Here is a 15,405-nt window from a genome sequence, read left to right on the forward strand (position 1 = left end):
CTCGGCCCGAGCGGTTTACGAGAGTGGCCAGTTTGGCGCATCCAGAGGGTCAACGGCCACCATGCGAAGCTCACAACAATAGCGTCGACCATCCGCATCCTCGAGCCAGGTTTCGTCAGGCGATGGCAGCATCTCCGAAATGGTAACCATTGCCGTCGGGTCTTTTCGATGCAGGTCTCGAACATAGCGGCTCATGCGCTCTACTGAGATTGGGCTGTCGAAATCCATATAGAACGGCTTTCGCTCGCTGGCGATCTTGATAAATACGTGGCGCGGCAATCGACCACCCCTCTGCCAGCGACGCGCGCCAACAAAACGCGCCTCCTCGCTGCGTTCGCGGGTAAAGACGAGATCCTCGGCAGATGGCCGCCAGGTCTCGCGCGAAATGACGAGGCGATCAATGGCGATGCGCGGTGTGTGGGGAGCGGCTTTGATGAGTTTGAAGCCCGAAGAAAAGAGATCGTAATAGGAAGTTTTTGTCAGATCGAAGAGCTGAATTGCGTGTCGACCGTCTGACGTCCTGACCTCCAGATGCTCGCCGGATTTTACGACAAATAAGTCGGAGAACGGGATTACCTGTTCTTTGGGCCGCCAGGACGGCGTGTCTTTAATTCCGATGTGAATGCCATTGGGCGTGAGGTTGATTGGTGCGACCCGCTGGCCGACGTGATCGCGATTAATTACCGCGGTCGCGCGCGGTTGCCCTAGGTCGCGTCTATCGGCTTCAAAGAGTGCCGAGGGATTTGGATGTTGGTCAACGAAAGGCGTCTGCAGAAGGGTATTCGTCCCGACGTGCATCTCTCCGAGGACGAATCTGTAGTCGCCGCGTCGAATGGCTTCTATCCCTGGCGCTGCAATCATGATGTCGGGTGCGTGCAGGCGTGCCGTTTGCATTCCCGGTCCCGGCGCAGCGAATTCACGATGTACGATGTCTCGCAACTGTGCCGCTTCGAATTGTACAAACCGGGCATCCTCTTCGAACTCCAGAATGTTGCGCCACTTGGCGATGAGGCGTGCGGATACGTGATTGACCGGCTCACTGCTTTTTATCGCCGGTCCCAATTCGAGCAAAAATTCCCGCAGAGGCAGCGGTTGTGGGTCGTTGCCAGGCGCCAATTGCTGGTAAATATTTGCGGCCAATTCGTGGACATGTTGGGTTATGGCGTGGGTATACCAGCGCACGCTTTCAAGGATTAGGGTGAGGGGTGGCGCGAGTTGTGCGCGCAATTCTGATCCGAATTGAAGCTCGACGTCTCGCCGGCAATCCAAGTAGGTAACTGTTCGGCCGACATAGGTTTTTCCTGCCAAGCGAGTTGGCTGCGCATCTGTCAATTTTTCAAAATGGGTTTCGAGCGCGGCCATTCTTTCGTTCAATTTTGAAACATCGCCCACGGCGGTACGAACGGTTGCGAGGATTAGCTCTAAATCGTCTAGCTTGGCCAATTCTCGATTTCGTAAATCGCGATCGCCAATGCGCGAAATTTTGGTTCTGAGATCGCGCTCAGGATGGGGGGCGACGGGTACCTGCAAATCCCAGAGGACGGCTTTGATCGAGACAAGCGATTGCAATGCTGCGAAAACGGCTTCACGAGTGGGAAACAGGTTTGGGTGTGTCTTAATAAGTTTGCTCGCGATCTCCGCTGCCAGTGCGGTTTCATCACAGGCTAAGTATACGGCAAGTTGTGCGGGCTTGAGCTGGTAGCGCTTTCCCGTAGGCGCCCGCACGATTTGGTCGATTTTCACGGACTGAGGGTGAATTCTCGGCGCCAACCACGGCAGCATTTTCGGATTCTTCGAGAGCGCTTGAGCCAGGGCATCGATCGTCCAATATTCGAAATGAACCTTGCTGTCGGCAATGAGCTCCGGGCCTGGTGTCATCACGATGCCCGTTTCATCGGCCTGAAATTGCGCCCAGCCGATGGGTCCGAAGAATCCGATTGATTCATTTTTCATGCTGAATCGCTGCATGTAACTGACCAAGATTTGCTCCATCACACGCCAGGATCTATTTCGCTGTGCGGGCGCTGGCGCGGTTAATCTGTCGCGCATATCCATGAATGCGCTTCGGTTCTGCCAAACTAGAGCCTCAAGGAAACGCGGGTCGCCAGCCTTTTGAATCAATGCTTCTGAAATTCTCCCATTCGCGGCTGCGAGCGCCGCGTGGGATGTTTCTCGCGCGATTTCCAGCTTGGTTCGGCATTCCGCGACGGAGGCAAAAAGTTCATTTGCGTCCGGCCGCCCCGGAATGGGCTCAGGGACGCGCAATTTAAACAGATGGCGCCCGGCGCGACGAAGCTGTTTGCGTTCCGTATCGGGAGCGGAAAATGACTCCTCCCAACAATATTGTTTTACGCGCGAAGCGATCTCTCGGAGGGCTTCTTCGACCGCTAGCATGGCGTCCAGCGCGGGTAACGCCTCGTCCGCAGCTAACCCGTCAAGCGCATCCACGGGGAAGCCGGGGCTTCTGAGCGATGCGGTACTCCACATCGACCAGCCATCCGCCAAGGGAACAAGAGATACCGCCCCCGTTGACATTGCCCCGGGCTTTAGTGGCGAAGGGGGCGGGGGCTCATCAAACATGCCGTCGCAGAATTGATCGATTTAGGTGCATGAAAATTCACACTGCATCGTGCCTATTTTGTCTAAGCCCGTGCAAATGGCGGCAGGTGGGGACAAATAACGACAGGCAATTAAGACCGCAAAACCTGCCCAGCCTTCGCCCCGGTCAGCCCGGCGTTGGTGTAGGTAACCTCACCATTGACGATCGAATATTCGACGCCCTTGGACGGCATGACCATTCTTTTGCCGCCGCCGGGCAGGTCGTAGCAGCGCTCGCCGCGATTGGACGAACCGATCGTCGCCGGATCGAAAATTGTCACATCGGCAGCGAGACCAACCTGTAGGCGGCCTCGATCCTTGATGCCGAAGAAGTCGGCCGGGTCTGAGGTCAGACGCCTGACGCCTTCCTCCAAGGTCAGCGCCGCTTTCTCGCGAACCCAAGTGCCCAGAAGATAAGTCGGATAACCCGAATCACAGAGCATATCAACATGTGCGCCGCCATCTCCGAGGCCTATTAGAATGCTGGGGTCTTTCAACATTTCGGCCATCCGTTCGGGCCGATTGTTGAAGGTCGCCATCGTATATTCAAGCTCGAGATCATCGGCCAATGTGAGATCGAGGAAAGTGTCGACCCCATCTTTGCCTTCGGCGCGGGCGATATCAGCAACCGTGCGGCCTTCATAGGGCTTGAGGTCAGGTGATTTAACCTCGTGCAGAGTCACGCGCTCCCAATTGCCGAAGCTGATCGGTTTTTTAAGCTCTTCGCGGAACTGATCGCGAAAGGCCCGGTCCTGATAGACGGCCCTTTGCGCCTCTTTTGATTTATCTTGAAAAACCCGCTGCCAGGAGGGGAAGGCGGCAAAGGAAAACGGGCTGCGCATATCGACTTCCCGGGTGAGCGGCAGGGGGGAGGTCTGCGGCCGTGCGCCGAGGGCGGTCAACGGCGCGCATTTCCGCAGGGTATCGCGCACGGCTTCGGAGATGTCATCACGGTCAAACAGCGCGATGAAGGTGACCGGCCGCCCACTGGCTTTTAGCAGCATCTCCAGAATGTTGTACTGATCATCATCGAGCACCGAGATTTGCCGAGTGAGGGCGATCTCGATGGCGCCCTTGCCCTTTTCCTTGAGCACACTGGCGTAGCTCGTGAGTTCCTCATTGCTGGCCATGCGGCAGGCGAGAGGCCGCCCGGCAAAGCCCAAATGTTGATTTAAGATGGTGCTCGAAATGCCGAATGCGCCGGCATCCATGGCTTCGGCGAGAAGGCTGCGGATGCTGGAAATCTCGTCCGCAGTCGCCGCGCGGTCCATCGATTCTTCGCCCATGACGAAGTGGCGGAACGGCGTGAGCGGCGCGAGAAAGGCGAGGTTGAGCGATGGATTGCGGCGCTCCGCGGCATCGAGATATTCCGGGAAGCTCTCCCAATCCCAGCTGATCCCCTGGTTCAGCACGTCATAGGGAATCGATTCAACATTGACCAAATCATGCATGGCAATTTCGCGCGCCGCCGGTTTGCACGGCGCGAGGCCAACACCGCAATTGCCCATAACGACGCTGGTGACGCCATGCCAGGAGGACGGCGTGACGGCGCCATCCCAGCAAATCTGCGCATCATAATGGGTGTGCGGATCGATAAAGCCGGGCGATACCACGCAATCGCTGGCATCGATGATTTGTTTGGCAGCGCCATCAACGTCGCCGACGCCACGGATTTCTCCGCCGGTGATCGCGACGTTGCCATGACGCGCTGATGCGCCGGTGCCGTCTACCAGAAGACCATTTTTTATAAGTGTGTCGTAGGCCATATGCTGCTTTCTAAGTGACATCGCGCGAGATCGTTAGGGTTGGTAGCGCGCGGTAATTGTGGTGCTGAAGTTTGAGTTCGTTTTGCCGCCCCGAGAGCGGTCTCTCTACATCTGTTGCCAGTCTCCGACTTTCTCGAAAGCGTCGGCGATTCGGATGACGGATTTGTCGTCAAAATGTTTGCCGACGATCATCATGCCGATGGGCAATCCGTCCGCCATGCCGCAGGGCACGCTGATCGCCGGGTGGCCGGTGACATCGAACTGGCCAGTGTTGTGAATCATATTGAGGCCGAAGGCGACATAATCTTCGATCGAGCAATCTTCGGCCGGCAGCGGCGTGGCCCGGAACGGGACGGTCGGCATGACGAGCACGTCATAGGATGCGAGCACGTCGTCATAAGCTTGGCGCAACGACCCTCTCAGGTTTTGCGCCATGGCGTAATACGAGCCGTGATATAGCCGGTGCATATGTTCGCTCAGCAGCAGGACGGTTTTTACGGTATGCGAAAGATCATCAACCTGGCTGCGCATGCCGCGCGCCATCGCCTGGTACAGGCTGGTGTTGTAAAGCCCGGCCCAGTTTGAGCCCATGCCATTGCTCTTGATGATGGCAGCCGGACCTTCAAGATGGATGGCGAGCCAAATACACACACCGTCTTGATGCAGCGGGATCGAAACCTCGGTGACGATCGCGCCGCGCTTTTCCAACTCGTTGACTGCCGCCTTGACCTTGCTGTCGACCACGGCTTCGCTGCCGGGGAGGCCGAGTTCATCGCGCGGCGCCAAATCAAAAGCCTCGCGCACGACCGCAACGCGGGCGCCGTGCAGACCCTGGCCGATGGCTGAAAGATAATCATGATCGAGGTCAGCCGGAATGGCGCCGCGCTGACGTGGGTCGGTCGGGTCTTGCCCGGCCATGACGGAGAGAAGGCGGCCGATACCCTCGACGTTCTTTGCCATCGGCCCGAGATGGTCGAGCGACATTTCCATCGTCATCGCCCCGGTGTAAGGCACCAAGCCATATGTTGGTTTGAGACCGACGATGCCGGACCAGGCGGCGGGGATACGGATCGATCCGCCCTGATCGCCACCAAGCGCTAGGTCGATGTCTCCGGCGGCGATCACGACCGCACTGCCGTTTGACGAGCCGCCCGGCGAGTGGCTCGGTTTATGAGGATTCCGAACCGGGCCGGAGGCGCAGGTATGCCCGCTGCCGGAGAACGACATATCTTCACAATTGGTTTTGCCGGCGATGGTGGCACCGGCATCGAGCAGGCGGGTGATGACGGTCGCGTCGATGTTCGGCACGAAACCTTGCAGAACTCTCGAGCCGGCCATCATCGGCACACCGGCGACACAGATCGCATCCTTGACCGCGACCTGATGGCCCTTCAGCAATCCCTGATCCGCGCCTTTAATGTCTGTCTTGTAGTACCAGCCGTTATAGGGGTTTTCGGCGGCCTCGGGACGATAGCCGGTCGTCCGCGGGTAGCGATGCTCCGGCATGCGGGACTGGCTGAGTTCTTCGACGCGGCGGTAGGCATTCGCCGGGCCTTGCATGAGGGCGCGGTAGGTCGCCGCCTCTTCAGCCGTCATCTCCATGCCGAAATGCTCGGCGAGATCGAGTACTTGGCTGACGCTCGGGAGTTTTACACCGCTCGGCATATTACTCCGCCATGTGCCGCAGAATTGGCGGGCAGATTGCGCATCACCAAGTTCTTCGTCAGCGTCTTAATCTGCGTCGTTCTGGGCATTCAAGCCGGATGAATTCTGAAAGAGGTTGGGCTTGCGATAGACCGCGAAGACGATCGCGCCTTCTTCGCTCACATTGTCATGAATGGAGCCGCCGTGGCGCCAGACATATTCGCCGGCGTGTACGGTGCCATCGTGGTCGGTCATCGAGCCTTCTAAAATATAGGCCTGCTCGATTTCGGGATGCATGTGTATCGGCAGTTTCGCGCCCGGGTCCAATTTAGCAAGGCATGTCATCTCGCCTTTTTCTTTGTCTTCATAGAGGATTTTTATCCACACCTTGTCGAACTGCGTGGGCTGCCATTCCATGTCCTCGGGCTTCACAATGACCGAGCCGCCGGGCGTGGGTTTCATCTTGGGTATTTTGGTAACTGCGTGTGCAACTTTAGTTGTCATTTCGGATCATTCCCTTTGCCAATTACTGCTCTGACAGCGCCGTGCGTCCGCCCTTAGGCGTTGAAGCCGAGCGTTTCGCGGAAGTTTCTTGCCGCATCCTTCGCCGTGGTGGTGGCGTCAGGATTGTCGGGGAGGGCGAGGCAGAAGGCGTCAATGGCCTTCTCCGCAAGCGGCACCCATTTCGCCACCCATTGTTGCATGACGGCTTTGTTGTCCGGCGTTTGATCGGCGAATTTGACCAGCGCCGTCGTCCAACGGCGCGAGCGGTCAATGTCTGAAAACTGTGCGTCCGCCAGCATCGCCAGCAGCGTATCGCCGTTCACCCGAGCCGATTGCCCGAGCCGGCGCACATAGGCCTCGTCAATCACCGGCATCGCGACCACGTTGAGCGCAATAAACTGTTCGCCCCAGTCATAGGCGACGAGGACGTTCTCCATCAATTCGCGAAAGCCCTGCCAGGCGGGGTTGTCCTCCCAGATTTTGCGTTCACCATCGCCAAAGCCAAGCTCGGGGTGGGCCAGCGAGAGCGCTTTGGTGCGATAAGCAATGCGCGACAGCCAGCGCAGTTGATCCGCCGTTTGCATCATGGCGCAGTTCTCAATGGTGCTCGCCGGGACCATTTGGGCGAGATAGGCCGAAGACATCTGGCGGATATGAGTGAGGTAACGCCCCGGTGTGTAGAGCTTGGCCAGCGCCTTGGCCCAGCCCTTGTCGAGGGTTTCGTCATGATCGTTCTTTTCGTGGTCATTGATCAGCCCATCGACATGCGCTTCTTGTCCGTCCTGCGTCATGTTGTAGGTCCGGTAAACCAACTGATCGGGATCACGGAAGGCATCCCAGTCGGGGTGGCGCAGCGGGCTGTTGTTGCGGTATTTGACGTACCAGTCGCTCATATGGCCGTGCGTCGCCCAAGGCTCCTTGGGATCGGCGGTGCTCCACAGCAGGTTGGTCGACACGATCTCGTACTCGGTCGGCCGGCGCTTGTTGGCCGCGAGGTGGCTCCAGGTTTTGAGCGGTTTGCTTAGGTCATCAATGTCCGACATGGTGTCGTGCCTTTTTGTTCTAGAGCGGCCTTAGGCTGAATTTAGATAAAAGCGCATATAGGCTTCCGTCGTCTCGATCTGACCGGCGAAACCGCTCAAGTTGATTTCGAGCTCCTGCATCTCAAACGGGCGCCCAAGAATTTCCGACATGGTCTGCGCCTTGATCAGACATTCACGATCGACCGAAACGCGCACATAGGTCTTGTGGTCATCGACCTTCACATGTTTGCCCGGGTTGTCTTCGATCATCGCTTCGACCGCGGCTTCGGCGATATCTCCACCGCGCAAGACCGGCCCCACCATATTCTCCAACATTCCCTCGACGTTCGACATGTGTCCTCCGTGGCGGTCTTTGGTTTCTTGTTTTCAGGCGATCAGGCCGTGTCGCTCTCGATATAGATATCGACGCAGTCAAACTTCTGAAGCTTGGCATCGGCGACGGTCATATCGACCGGAAACGGCGCGGCGCTATCATCGTCCGTGGTCGGGCGGATACGAAGCGGCTTGCCGGGCTCGGGCGGCGGCAGATGGGTGCCGACGGAATATTTGGCGCATTCCGCGGCGACCTGATCCATGGTGAAATCCGGCGCCACATCGACCACGCGAATATGACCGTCATACTGCATCCGGGAAAGGATGGGGAATTCGTTCGCCATTGCCGTGCTTCCTCTTCAACGCAACACAAAACCGGAGGTACTGACGCACCCGATCCTTACTCGGCAGCGCTCCGCACCGCGCGGTAGGGATCGGCCCAGGCATAATCATAAGCGTCCTTGCCGCCCTCGCTAACCACGCCGGACCCCATATAGAGCAGGACGTTTTCCATGGTCGGCGGGTCTATCTCACCGGAATACATGCGGTCGACGATCGAGTGGTGATGCTTGTAGCGCTCGGGGTCGACCTTGAAGATCCACTCGCAGACCGAAGTGCAGAAGCTGTAGCGCCGATCTTGATAGTCCACTTGATAGGCTCTGGCCTTCCACGGCTCGCCCGGCCGGTTGGAGATCGGAATCTGGCACATGTTGCACAGCATCGGCATGCCGGTTGCCAGGGTCTTCTCGGGATGACCTTCGACAATATTTTGGATAATCGTATCCCAATAATATTTGCCGTAGGTGTCGTTCCAGCCGGGGTATTTTTCCTCCAGCCATTCACGCTCGGCCGGGCCGACGGCGCCGCTTGGGTTCCACCATACGGTGGGGCGCCACGACCAAATGCCGCCCTGCTGGCAATGATGGTGGTTCTCAATATCGTCGAGAAAGATATCCCAATACCATGGCCGATCCAGGCCGACATCGGTGAGTTGGCGCTCATACTGGGTCATCACGAACTCGCGCATATATTCCTTGAACGAGCGATCGCGCTTTGCCAGCGGAATTTGATAATCCATCGAAATTCCAACCAGGATCGCGAATACCCGCCAAATGCGCCAGAAGGCGATATCGACCGCTTGCTGCGCCTCTGCCTTTTTGCCGTTGCGAATCATGATCTGAATGACCGGCGTGCCGATCTGGGCATGGCGCGCTTCATCTGATTGGATGCTGGTGATCAGGTTTGAGAAGGTGTAATCGCCCATGTTCGCGGCATCGCGCGACAGGCCGATCATCTGGACGTTGGTCAGGCCGGTCTCAAAAGCGAAATTGAGCATGAGTGAAGTGGTCGGCGCGTCGCGCGTCATCATCACATCGTCGAGCGCATGACGGCCAGCAACGACGGCCCAATTCTGGGTGTGATGGGCCTGATGCGCCCAATCGAATTGACGGTCTTTTTTGGCTAGCGCATGGGCGAACCAGAGATGGATCTGGCCGTGCCGCATTTCGTCCAGCATGCCGAAGGTCGCCATGTTGCGCATGCTCGGCGCGCGGCCGAAGCGCACCATCCGTTCGTCCGCATGGCAGGCGGCATATTCGGATAAAGAGATCGAGCCATAATGCATTTTTAAGGCGCTTAAATAGGCCGGGTCGGCGTCTTCGTAATAATCGGAATGTGCGAGGGCGGTGCGGACAGAATAGGCGCCCGAGTCTTTCTCGCGCTGAATGCGGACATATTCGCGGTACGACACTTTATAGGGCTCGTCGAACGTCTCCCACTCGGCGACCGGAATGCCGTAGGGATCGCTCATTTCCGGCGGGAATATTTCCTGTTCATCGACATAGCGCGGCGTCCAGTTGGTGTCGCGCGCGAGGTCGTACCATTCGGAGCGTTCGAGTCTGGGCATTGTCGTGCCTCCATGAAGCGATGACGTGCCGCCTTAGCAGCATTCCGTAGATCAGGAGCTGCCTCTCCCGAGCAGAGAAAACCTAGCCCGGCAGGACGAATTGCACCGACGGTAGCATGTTTCTGGGAATGAGTCGGTGGTTTTGATCCAAATCAGCGCGGCACATGCGTCACCCGCGACGCTGGAAAGGGGCATCGGCTCGGAGTTGTCAGGCCCCAGGTCCTTGGACTTGTCAGGCCCCAGGTCTTTGGACTTATCAGGCCCCAGGTCTTTGGACTTATCAGGCCAATGCCGCGAGGCGGGATTGGCGGAGTTTGGTGGTGGCGCTGATGTCGACAGCGAGATCGTCGCGCGCCGGCGAGCCGGTGATGATCACGCCATAGACCGCTTCGGCCTTGGCGCGTGAGACATAGCGCTCCTGCACATCGTTGAGAACACGTTCGGTCTCGCGCGTCAGGGGGTCGCCGTAGCCGCCACCGCCATTGTCGACGGCGCGTAATCTATCGCCCGGCGAGAGATGGCAATAGGCATCGGTGGAATAAAACTCCTCGCTGCCGTCGGCGGCAATCTTCATTTGGATGGCGGGCTGCGACGGCAAGCCGCCGAGCACGCCCTGCGGCACATTTTCCAAGCCGTTGGCGATATTGATGATCAGCATGGGTTCGATGCGCGGCCCCATGATCACTTCCGACGCCGGGCCGCCGCGCCGCCGTCCGGCGCCGCATGAATCCTCCAGCGCGCGCACGCTTTCAACCTGGAACGGAAAGCGCTGTTCGTTGACCTCGATGCTGTCGCGGTAGACCAGCCCGGCGCTGACCGGATTGACCATGCCGTGCATGCCGTCATTGCGCGCTGAGGCGGGCATGCCGCCGGCCGACATGAACATCTGGTTCACATAGGGTGCGCCGCCGTTGCGCCAATCCTTGCCCGAGCACACGCCCGTGCCGGCGCCGTTGCACATATTGCCCTGGCTGAAGCCATAGCCGTCGCCGAGCTGAGCGAAGCCGGCCTGAATGGTATTGATGATGGTATCGGTCATATTGGTGGTGGCGACCGAGCAGCTATGCGGAAAGCGCGGAATGCCGGTGACGCAATTTTCGCGCAGCAGAATATCCAGCCGCCGGAAGCTGCCGGAATTGTGCGGAATGTCGGGATCGAGGCAGCAGAACACCGCTTGCGCCGCCGACATGGTGGAGGTCGCCTCGGTCAGATTTAGTCCGGCATCGACGGAATCCGGATTGTCGCGCAGATCCACCTTGATCCGGCCGTCGGTGCTGTCGATATCGATAGCGACTTTGATCTGAATGCCGTCCGGCAGAAACGGCATGATCGGATCATGCACGCCGGTGGCGGAGATGGTGCCACCCGGCAGAGCGCGGATCGCCTCGGCCGTCCGTCGCTCGGAATAATCGAACCAGTCGGCGACGAATTTGCGCGTCATGGCCTTGCCGTATTTGCCGATGAACTCCTTCAGCCGGCGCTCGCCGATGCGGGCCGCGCCCATCGCCGCGAGATAATCGCCATACCATTGATCAGGCACGCGGATGCGCCGGCGGCACATGCGGATGATATCCTGGTTGTCCTCATAATCGCTTTGCACCTGCACACAGGGAAAGATCAGCGCGCCTTCTTGATAGACGTCCTTGGCGGCGGCGAAATAGGTCGTCGGCTGGCTATTGCCGCAATCGGCCTGATGCGCCTTGACCGCCGCCGTAAAGAAATGCTCGCCCTCAAAAAATACCGGAATGAGAAAGGTATGATCCGCGGGGTGGCTGTTGCCGACATAGGGATCATTGTCGAGAAAGGCATCGCCCTCGCGAAAATCCGGATGATATTTCGCCATCGAGGCGGTTTGCAGATGCATGCCAAACACATGAATCGGCATCGCCTCGGCGACCGCCAGAACCTCGTCATCCGAGGTGATAATCGCGCAGGAAAAATCGCGCGCGATGCCGATCACCGCCGAGCGGGCGGAGAACAACACGGTGTTGGTCATCTCACGGCAGATCGCGTCCATGCGGTTGGCCATGATGGCGAGCAGCACAGAGTCGAACTGGCCGTCCTGGTCCGCCTGGCTCGTCTGGTCCGTCCCTGTACCGGACGCGGGATTGTTCTTGGATATAGCCATATTTAAGCTCCCCTACGCCTTGCTCTCGGTTTCTGTTTCCAACATATAATTCCGCCGCGCCGTCACCCGTGCGGTGGCGCCGGGATAGACGACGATGGTGGTGGTTGGCTCCTCAATAATTGCCGGGCCAGCGATCACAGCGCCGGGGCTGAGGTCCGTGCCGACATAGACCGGCGCGTCGAGGGCGTCGTCGCCGCCGAAATAGGTTTTCGAAACACGCCTGGCTTCGGGCGCCTTTAATTCGCCCGCCGCTTCTTCCGGCAAATTCGGCTTGTCGAGGATCGCGGTCAGCCGGCCCTTCCAATTGACGCATTCGATGGCGCCGCCTTCTTCTTTCATGGCGTAGCGGCGGAAATGCACATCGTGGAACGCCTGCACCAAAACCTCTACATCGGCGGCGCTTTTGACCGTCTCCAGCGGCATGGCGAATTCCATTTCCCACTGTTGATTGATGTAGCGCGCCTCGACAAAATATTCGCTTTTGAACTGGTTGATGCCGCGCTCGCGCAATTCTTCGCTGAAGGCCTCGATCTGCTGGGTGATGCCGCCGAGCGCGCGATCGACGCCGGCGAAATCGAAATTTCCCGAATGGGCGTATTGGCTGGCGCTGAATTCGGCGACGATGTTGGAATATTGCCCACCGCAGGCGCTAAGCGCCCCAGCGGTGCGCGGCACCAGCACTTTGGCGCAGCCGAGTGCCTTGGCGATGGGCAGAATATTGAGACCGGCAGCGCCGCCGCCGGCGACGAGAATGCTCTCCGCCGGGTTAACACCGTCCTGCACGGTGATTTCCTGAATCGCCTTGATCATCTGCTCACCGGCGATGGTGATGATGGCAAAGGCCGCCTGCTCAACGCTCAACTTGCTCTGATCGGCAATTGCCGAAACAGCCTTGCGCGCCGCCGCCACATCGAGCGCCATGCGCCCGCCGAGAAAGAAATGCGGATCGATATAGCCGAGCACCACGGCGGCATCGGTGACCGTCGCTTCGGTGCCGCCGCGGCCGTAACAGGCCGGGCCGGGCATCGCGCCGGCACTCTTGGGGCCGACCCGGAGCAGGCCGCCTGAATCGATCCAGGCGATGGAGCCGCCGCCGGCGCCGACGCTCCGCACATCGACCGAGGAGAGGCCGAGATTGTGGCCGATCCATTCGCCGAGCAACCACGTCTCGCGGGTGAATTTGATTTGCCCGGCGCGCACCATGCTGACGTCGAACGTCGTGCCGCCGGTGTCGACGATGATGACGTCGTTGCCTTCGCCTTCCGCCTCGGCATAAGCGATGCCCGCCAGGGGCGCCATGGCCGGCCCCGATTTAACCGTGTAGATCGGCTTCTCAACCACATCTTTGACATGCATAACGCCGCCCGAGCACGCGCTCACCAGGATTTCGCCCTGATAGTTGGCCGCGCGCAGATCGCTCTCAAAGCCAGAAAGATGGTGCTGCATGAGCGGCTTTAGCGAGGCATCGATGGCGGTGGAGGAGGTGCGCGGATATTCGCGGATGATCGGATTGAGCTGATGCGACAGCGTGTAGGGAATGCCCGGCAGGATCTCTGCAATCAATTCGCCAAGGCGCTTTTCATGCGCCGAATTGACGATCGACCAAAGCAGGCTCACCGCGACGGCCTCGATATTCATGTTCGCCAGGCCGGCGATGGTGGCGCGCGCCGCCGCTTCGTCGAGCGCTGTCTCGACGCCGCCTTCGGCATTGATGCGCTCGGGAATTTCGAAGGTGAGGCGGCGCGGCACGTAGGGCGGTGGAAACTCAATCACAATATTGAGCGGCTCGCGCTTGCCGCCTTGGCGGTACAGCAGAATGTCGGGGAAGCCTTCGGTCACGAGGAGGGCGGTCTTGGCGGTCTTTTTTTCCACGATGGAATTGGTCGAGCGCGTGGTGCCGTATATCAAAACTTCAGTCTCGCCCAGTAGAGTCACCACCGGAACACCGATGATTTCCGCCGCATTGGTCAACGCGGCGGAAAAGCCGTCATAGCTGCGTTCGGGTGTGGTCAGCGCCTTGCCGACCACCAAATGCCCTTGTGCATCTGCAACGACGACATCGGTGAAGGTGCCGCCAGTATCGACGGCAATGCGATAGCCCATTCCTGCTCTCCCGATTTCTTCATATTTGGCCGTGCGTACCACGCATTTTTAAGATGCTCGACGACCTTGTCCTTGGATTCGATCTTGCGCGAATTGGAGGCGGCGATCAAATACTCAAGCGCGTCTTTGGCAAAACAGTCGAAATTATTTTTCGCCGCGCCGACGTCTAGGCTCCTCAGCCGCACGCCATCCTGTGACCAGGCCGTTTTTTGCGCTCGATCTCCAGCCAGCCAATATTTTTAAAGCCTTGTTGGTGGCGGCCAGCTAACGTAGCAGCCCTCTGGATTGGGAAGGCGGCAAAATTATGTTGAAGGATCGCGTGGGACTGGTGACGGGTGGTGCGTCCGGAATTGGGCGGGCGACGGTACTGGCCATGGCTGCGGCGGGGGCCAAGGTTCTCGTCGCCGATATCGATGAAGCGGGCGGTGAAGCGGTGGCGCGCGAAGTAACGGAGGCCGGTGGCGTCGCCGAGTTTCTGCGCGCCGATGTGTCTAACGCGGCAGATGTGAACGCCATGGTGGCGCGCGCATTGAGCGCCTTTGGCAGGCTCGATGCCGCCGTCAACAATGCCGGCCTCGAGGGCCCTGAGGCGCCGGTACAGGGACAGGACATGGCGCAGGTGCAGCGCGTGTTCGATATCATGATTAACGGCGTCTATCTCGCCATGCAGGCTGAGATACCGGCCATGCTGGCTGGCGGCGGTGGCGCCATCGTCAATATGAGTTCGATTTGGGGCTTGTTCGGCTACGCCGATTGGTCGCCCTATATCACCGCAAAGCACGCGGTTTCCGGCATGACCAAAGCGGTGGCGCTTGAAGTCGCGGCCCAAGGCATCCGCATCAATGCGGTTGCCCCCGGACCGATCCACACGCCGCTCCTGCTGCGCCTGTGGGATAACGATCTCTCTGGGTCGGCGGCACGCGTGCCGATGCGCCGCATCGGCCAGCCCGAGGAGGTTGCCAATGCGGTCGTCTGGTTGCTTTCAGATCAATCCAGTTTCATCACCGGCCATATCCTGCCGATCGATGGCGGCATGCTGGCCGAGAAGGGCTGACCCGCGCTGCGTTGTGGGCCGAGCTGCGTTTGATCGTGCTCGGCGGCGAAGATGTTGGCGGGCTTCGTCACAGACTCGTTTAACTGCCCGCCCGCACGCTAGATGATCGATCGTGGGAAGCGAGGGCTTCGACAGCTGCTCGCATTCATCCGGCCAGTTTAACCGGATCGGCGCCGCTGGGGCACTCGCGTTTGCGACAAAGCCTTATATAAAACCGGGGCTTACACTCCAGTAACGCTTGCTCCGACAGCGCCAAATCTGTCGCCGCACGAGCTGGCGATGCGCCCGACAGATTCAGAAGGCGCCTTCGTCTTGGAGGCCGTTGCATTGAAAACGTTGAGGTGGCT

At 59.0% G+C, this 15,405-nt stretch carries 11 protein-coding genes; 1 reads left to right on the plus strand and 10 read right to left on the minus strand.

The window, feature by feature from the left end:
* Positions 1-15 precede the first annotated feature (15 nt).
* The 10 genes from O3A94_00935 to O3A94_00980 all read right to left on the minus strand — a co-directional run bounded on the left by O3A94_00935 (position 16) and on the right by O3A94_00980 (position 14,004).
* Positions 16-2,394, minus strand: a complete 2,379-nt coding sequence (locus tag O3A94_00935) for a lantibiotic dehydratase (GenBank protein ID MDA1354814.1) — start codon at positions 2,392-2,394, stop codon at positions 16-18.
* A 296-nt stretch (positions 2,395-2,690) separates the two neighbouring features.
* Positions 2,691-4,385, minus strand: a complete 1,695-nt coding sequence (locus tag O3A94_00940) for an amidohydrolase family protein (GenBank protein ID MDA1354815.1) — start codon at positions 4,383-4,385, stop codon at positions 2,691-2,693.
* 84 nt (positions 4,386-4,469) lie between these two features.
* Complete coding sequence (locus O3A94_00945) at positions 4,470-6,029, minus strand: amidase (GenBank protein MDA1354816.1); 1,560 nt, start codon at positions 6,027-6,029, stop codon at positions 4,470-4,472.
* Positions 6,030-6,095: 66 nt separating this feature from the next.
* A complete protein-coding gene (locus O3A94_00950; protein ID MDA1354817.1) occupies positions 6,096-6,512 on the minus strand; it encodes a cupin domain-containing protein in 417 nt (138 codons plus the stop codon).
* Between the two features lie 53 nt (positions 6,513-6,565).
* The gene (locus tag O3A94_00955) at positions 6,566-7,555 is read right to left on the minus strand and encodes an aromatic/alkene monooxygenase hydroxylase subunit beta (protein MDA1354818.1); all 990 of its coding nucleotides are present in this window, start codon (positions 7,553-7,555) and stop codon (positions 6,566-6,568) included.
* Between the two features lie 30 nt (positions 7,556-7,585).
* On the minus strand, positions 7,586-7,888 hold the full coding sequence (locus tag O3A94_00960) for an MmoB/DmpM family protein (protein MDA1354819.1): 303 nt from the start codon (positions 7,886-7,888) through the stop codon (positions 7,586-7,588).
* A gap of 41 nt (positions 7,889-7,929) precedes the next feature.
* Positions 7,930-8,211, minus strand: a complete 282-nt coding sequence (locus O3A94_00965; GenBank protein ID MDA1354820.1) for a toluene monooxygenase — start codon at positions 8,209-8,211, stop codon at positions 7,930-7,932.
* Positions 8,212-8,267: 56 nt separating this feature from the next.
* Positions 8,268-9,773, minus strand: coding sequence for a YHS domain-containing protein (locus O3A94_00970; protein MDA1354821.1), 1,506 nt, complete (start codon positions 9,771-9,773; stop codon positions 8,268-8,270).
* 280 nt (positions 9,774-10,053) lie between these two features.
* A complete protein-coding gene (locus O3A94_00975) occupies positions 10,054-11,901 on the minus strand; it encodes a hydantoinase B/oxoprolinase family protein (GenBank protein MDA1354822.1) in 1,848 nt (615 codons plus the stop codon).
* A 12-nt stretch (positions 11,902-11,913) separates the two neighbouring features.
* Positions 11,914-14,004, minus strand: coding sequence for a hydantoinase/oxoprolinase family protein (locus tag O3A94_00980; protein MDA1354823.1), 2,091 nt, complete (start codon positions 14,002-14,004; stop codon positions 11,914-11,916).
* A gap of 304 nt (positions 14,005-14,308) precedes the next feature.
* On the opposite strand from O3A94_00980, the gene O3A94_00985 reads away from it, so the two are divergent.
* Positions 14,309-15,058, plus strand: a complete 750-nt coding sequence (locus O3A94_00985) for a glucose 1-dehydrogenase (protein MDA1354824.1) — start codon at positions 14,309-14,311, stop codon at positions 15,056-15,058.
* The last annotated feature ends 347 nt before the right edge of the window (positions 15,059-15,405 follow it).

The sequence above is a fragment of the Pseudomonadota bacterium genome, from assembly GCA_027624955.1.
GTDB lineage: Bacteria > Pseudomonadota > Alphaproteobacteria > UBA828 > UBA828 > PTKB01.

What these genes read in the sequence shown, in the direction of transcription:
- O3A94_00935 (MDA1354814.1), bottom strand. Translation starts at nt 2,394, where the DNA reads ATGCTAGCGGTCGAAGAAGCCCTCCGAGAGATCGCTTCGCGCGTAAAA.
- O3A94_00940 (MDA1354815.1), bottom strand. Translation starts at nt 4,385, where the DNA reads ATGTCACTTAGAAAGCAGCATATGGCCTACGACACACTTATAAAAAAT.
- O3A94_00945 (MDA1354816.1), bottom strand. Translation starts at nt 6,029, where the DNA reads ATGCCGAGCGGTGTAAAACTCCCGAGCGTCAGCCAAGTACTCGATCTC.
- O3A94_00950 (MDA1354817.1), bottom strand. Translation starts at nt 6,512, where the DNA reads ATGACAACTAAAGTTGCACACGCAGTTACCAAAATACCCAAGATGAAA.
- O3A94_00955 (MDA1354818.1), bottom strand. Translation starts at nt 7,555, where the DNA reads ATGTCGGACATTGATGACCTAAGCAAACCGCTCAAAACCTGGAGCCAC.
- O3A94_00960 (MDA1354819.1), bottom strand. Translation starts at nt 7,888, where the DNA reads ATGTCGAACGTCGAGGGAATGTTGGAGAATATGGTGGGGCCGGTCTTG.
- O3A94_00965 (MDA1354820.1), bottom strand. Translation starts at nt 8,211, where the DNA reads ATGGCGAACGAATTCCCCATCCTTTCCCGGATGCAGTATGACGGTCAT.
- O3A94_00970 (MDA1354821.1), bottom strand. Translation starts at nt 9,773, where the DNA reads ATGCCCAGACTCGAACGCTCCGAATGGTACGACCTCGCGCGCGACACC.
- O3A94_00975 (MDA1354822.1), bottom strand. Translation starts at nt 11,901, where the DNA reads ATGGCTATATCCAAGAACAATCCCGCGTCCGGTACAGGGACGGACCAG.
- O3A94_00980 (MDA1354823.1), bottom strand. Translation starts at nt 14,004, where the DNA reads ATGGGCTATCGCATTGCCGTCGATACTGGCGGCACCTTCACCGATGTC.
- O3A94_00985 (MDA1354824.1), top strand. Translation starts at nt 14,309, where the DNA reads ATGTTGAAGGATCGCGTGGGACTGGTGACGGGTGGTGCGTCCGGAATT.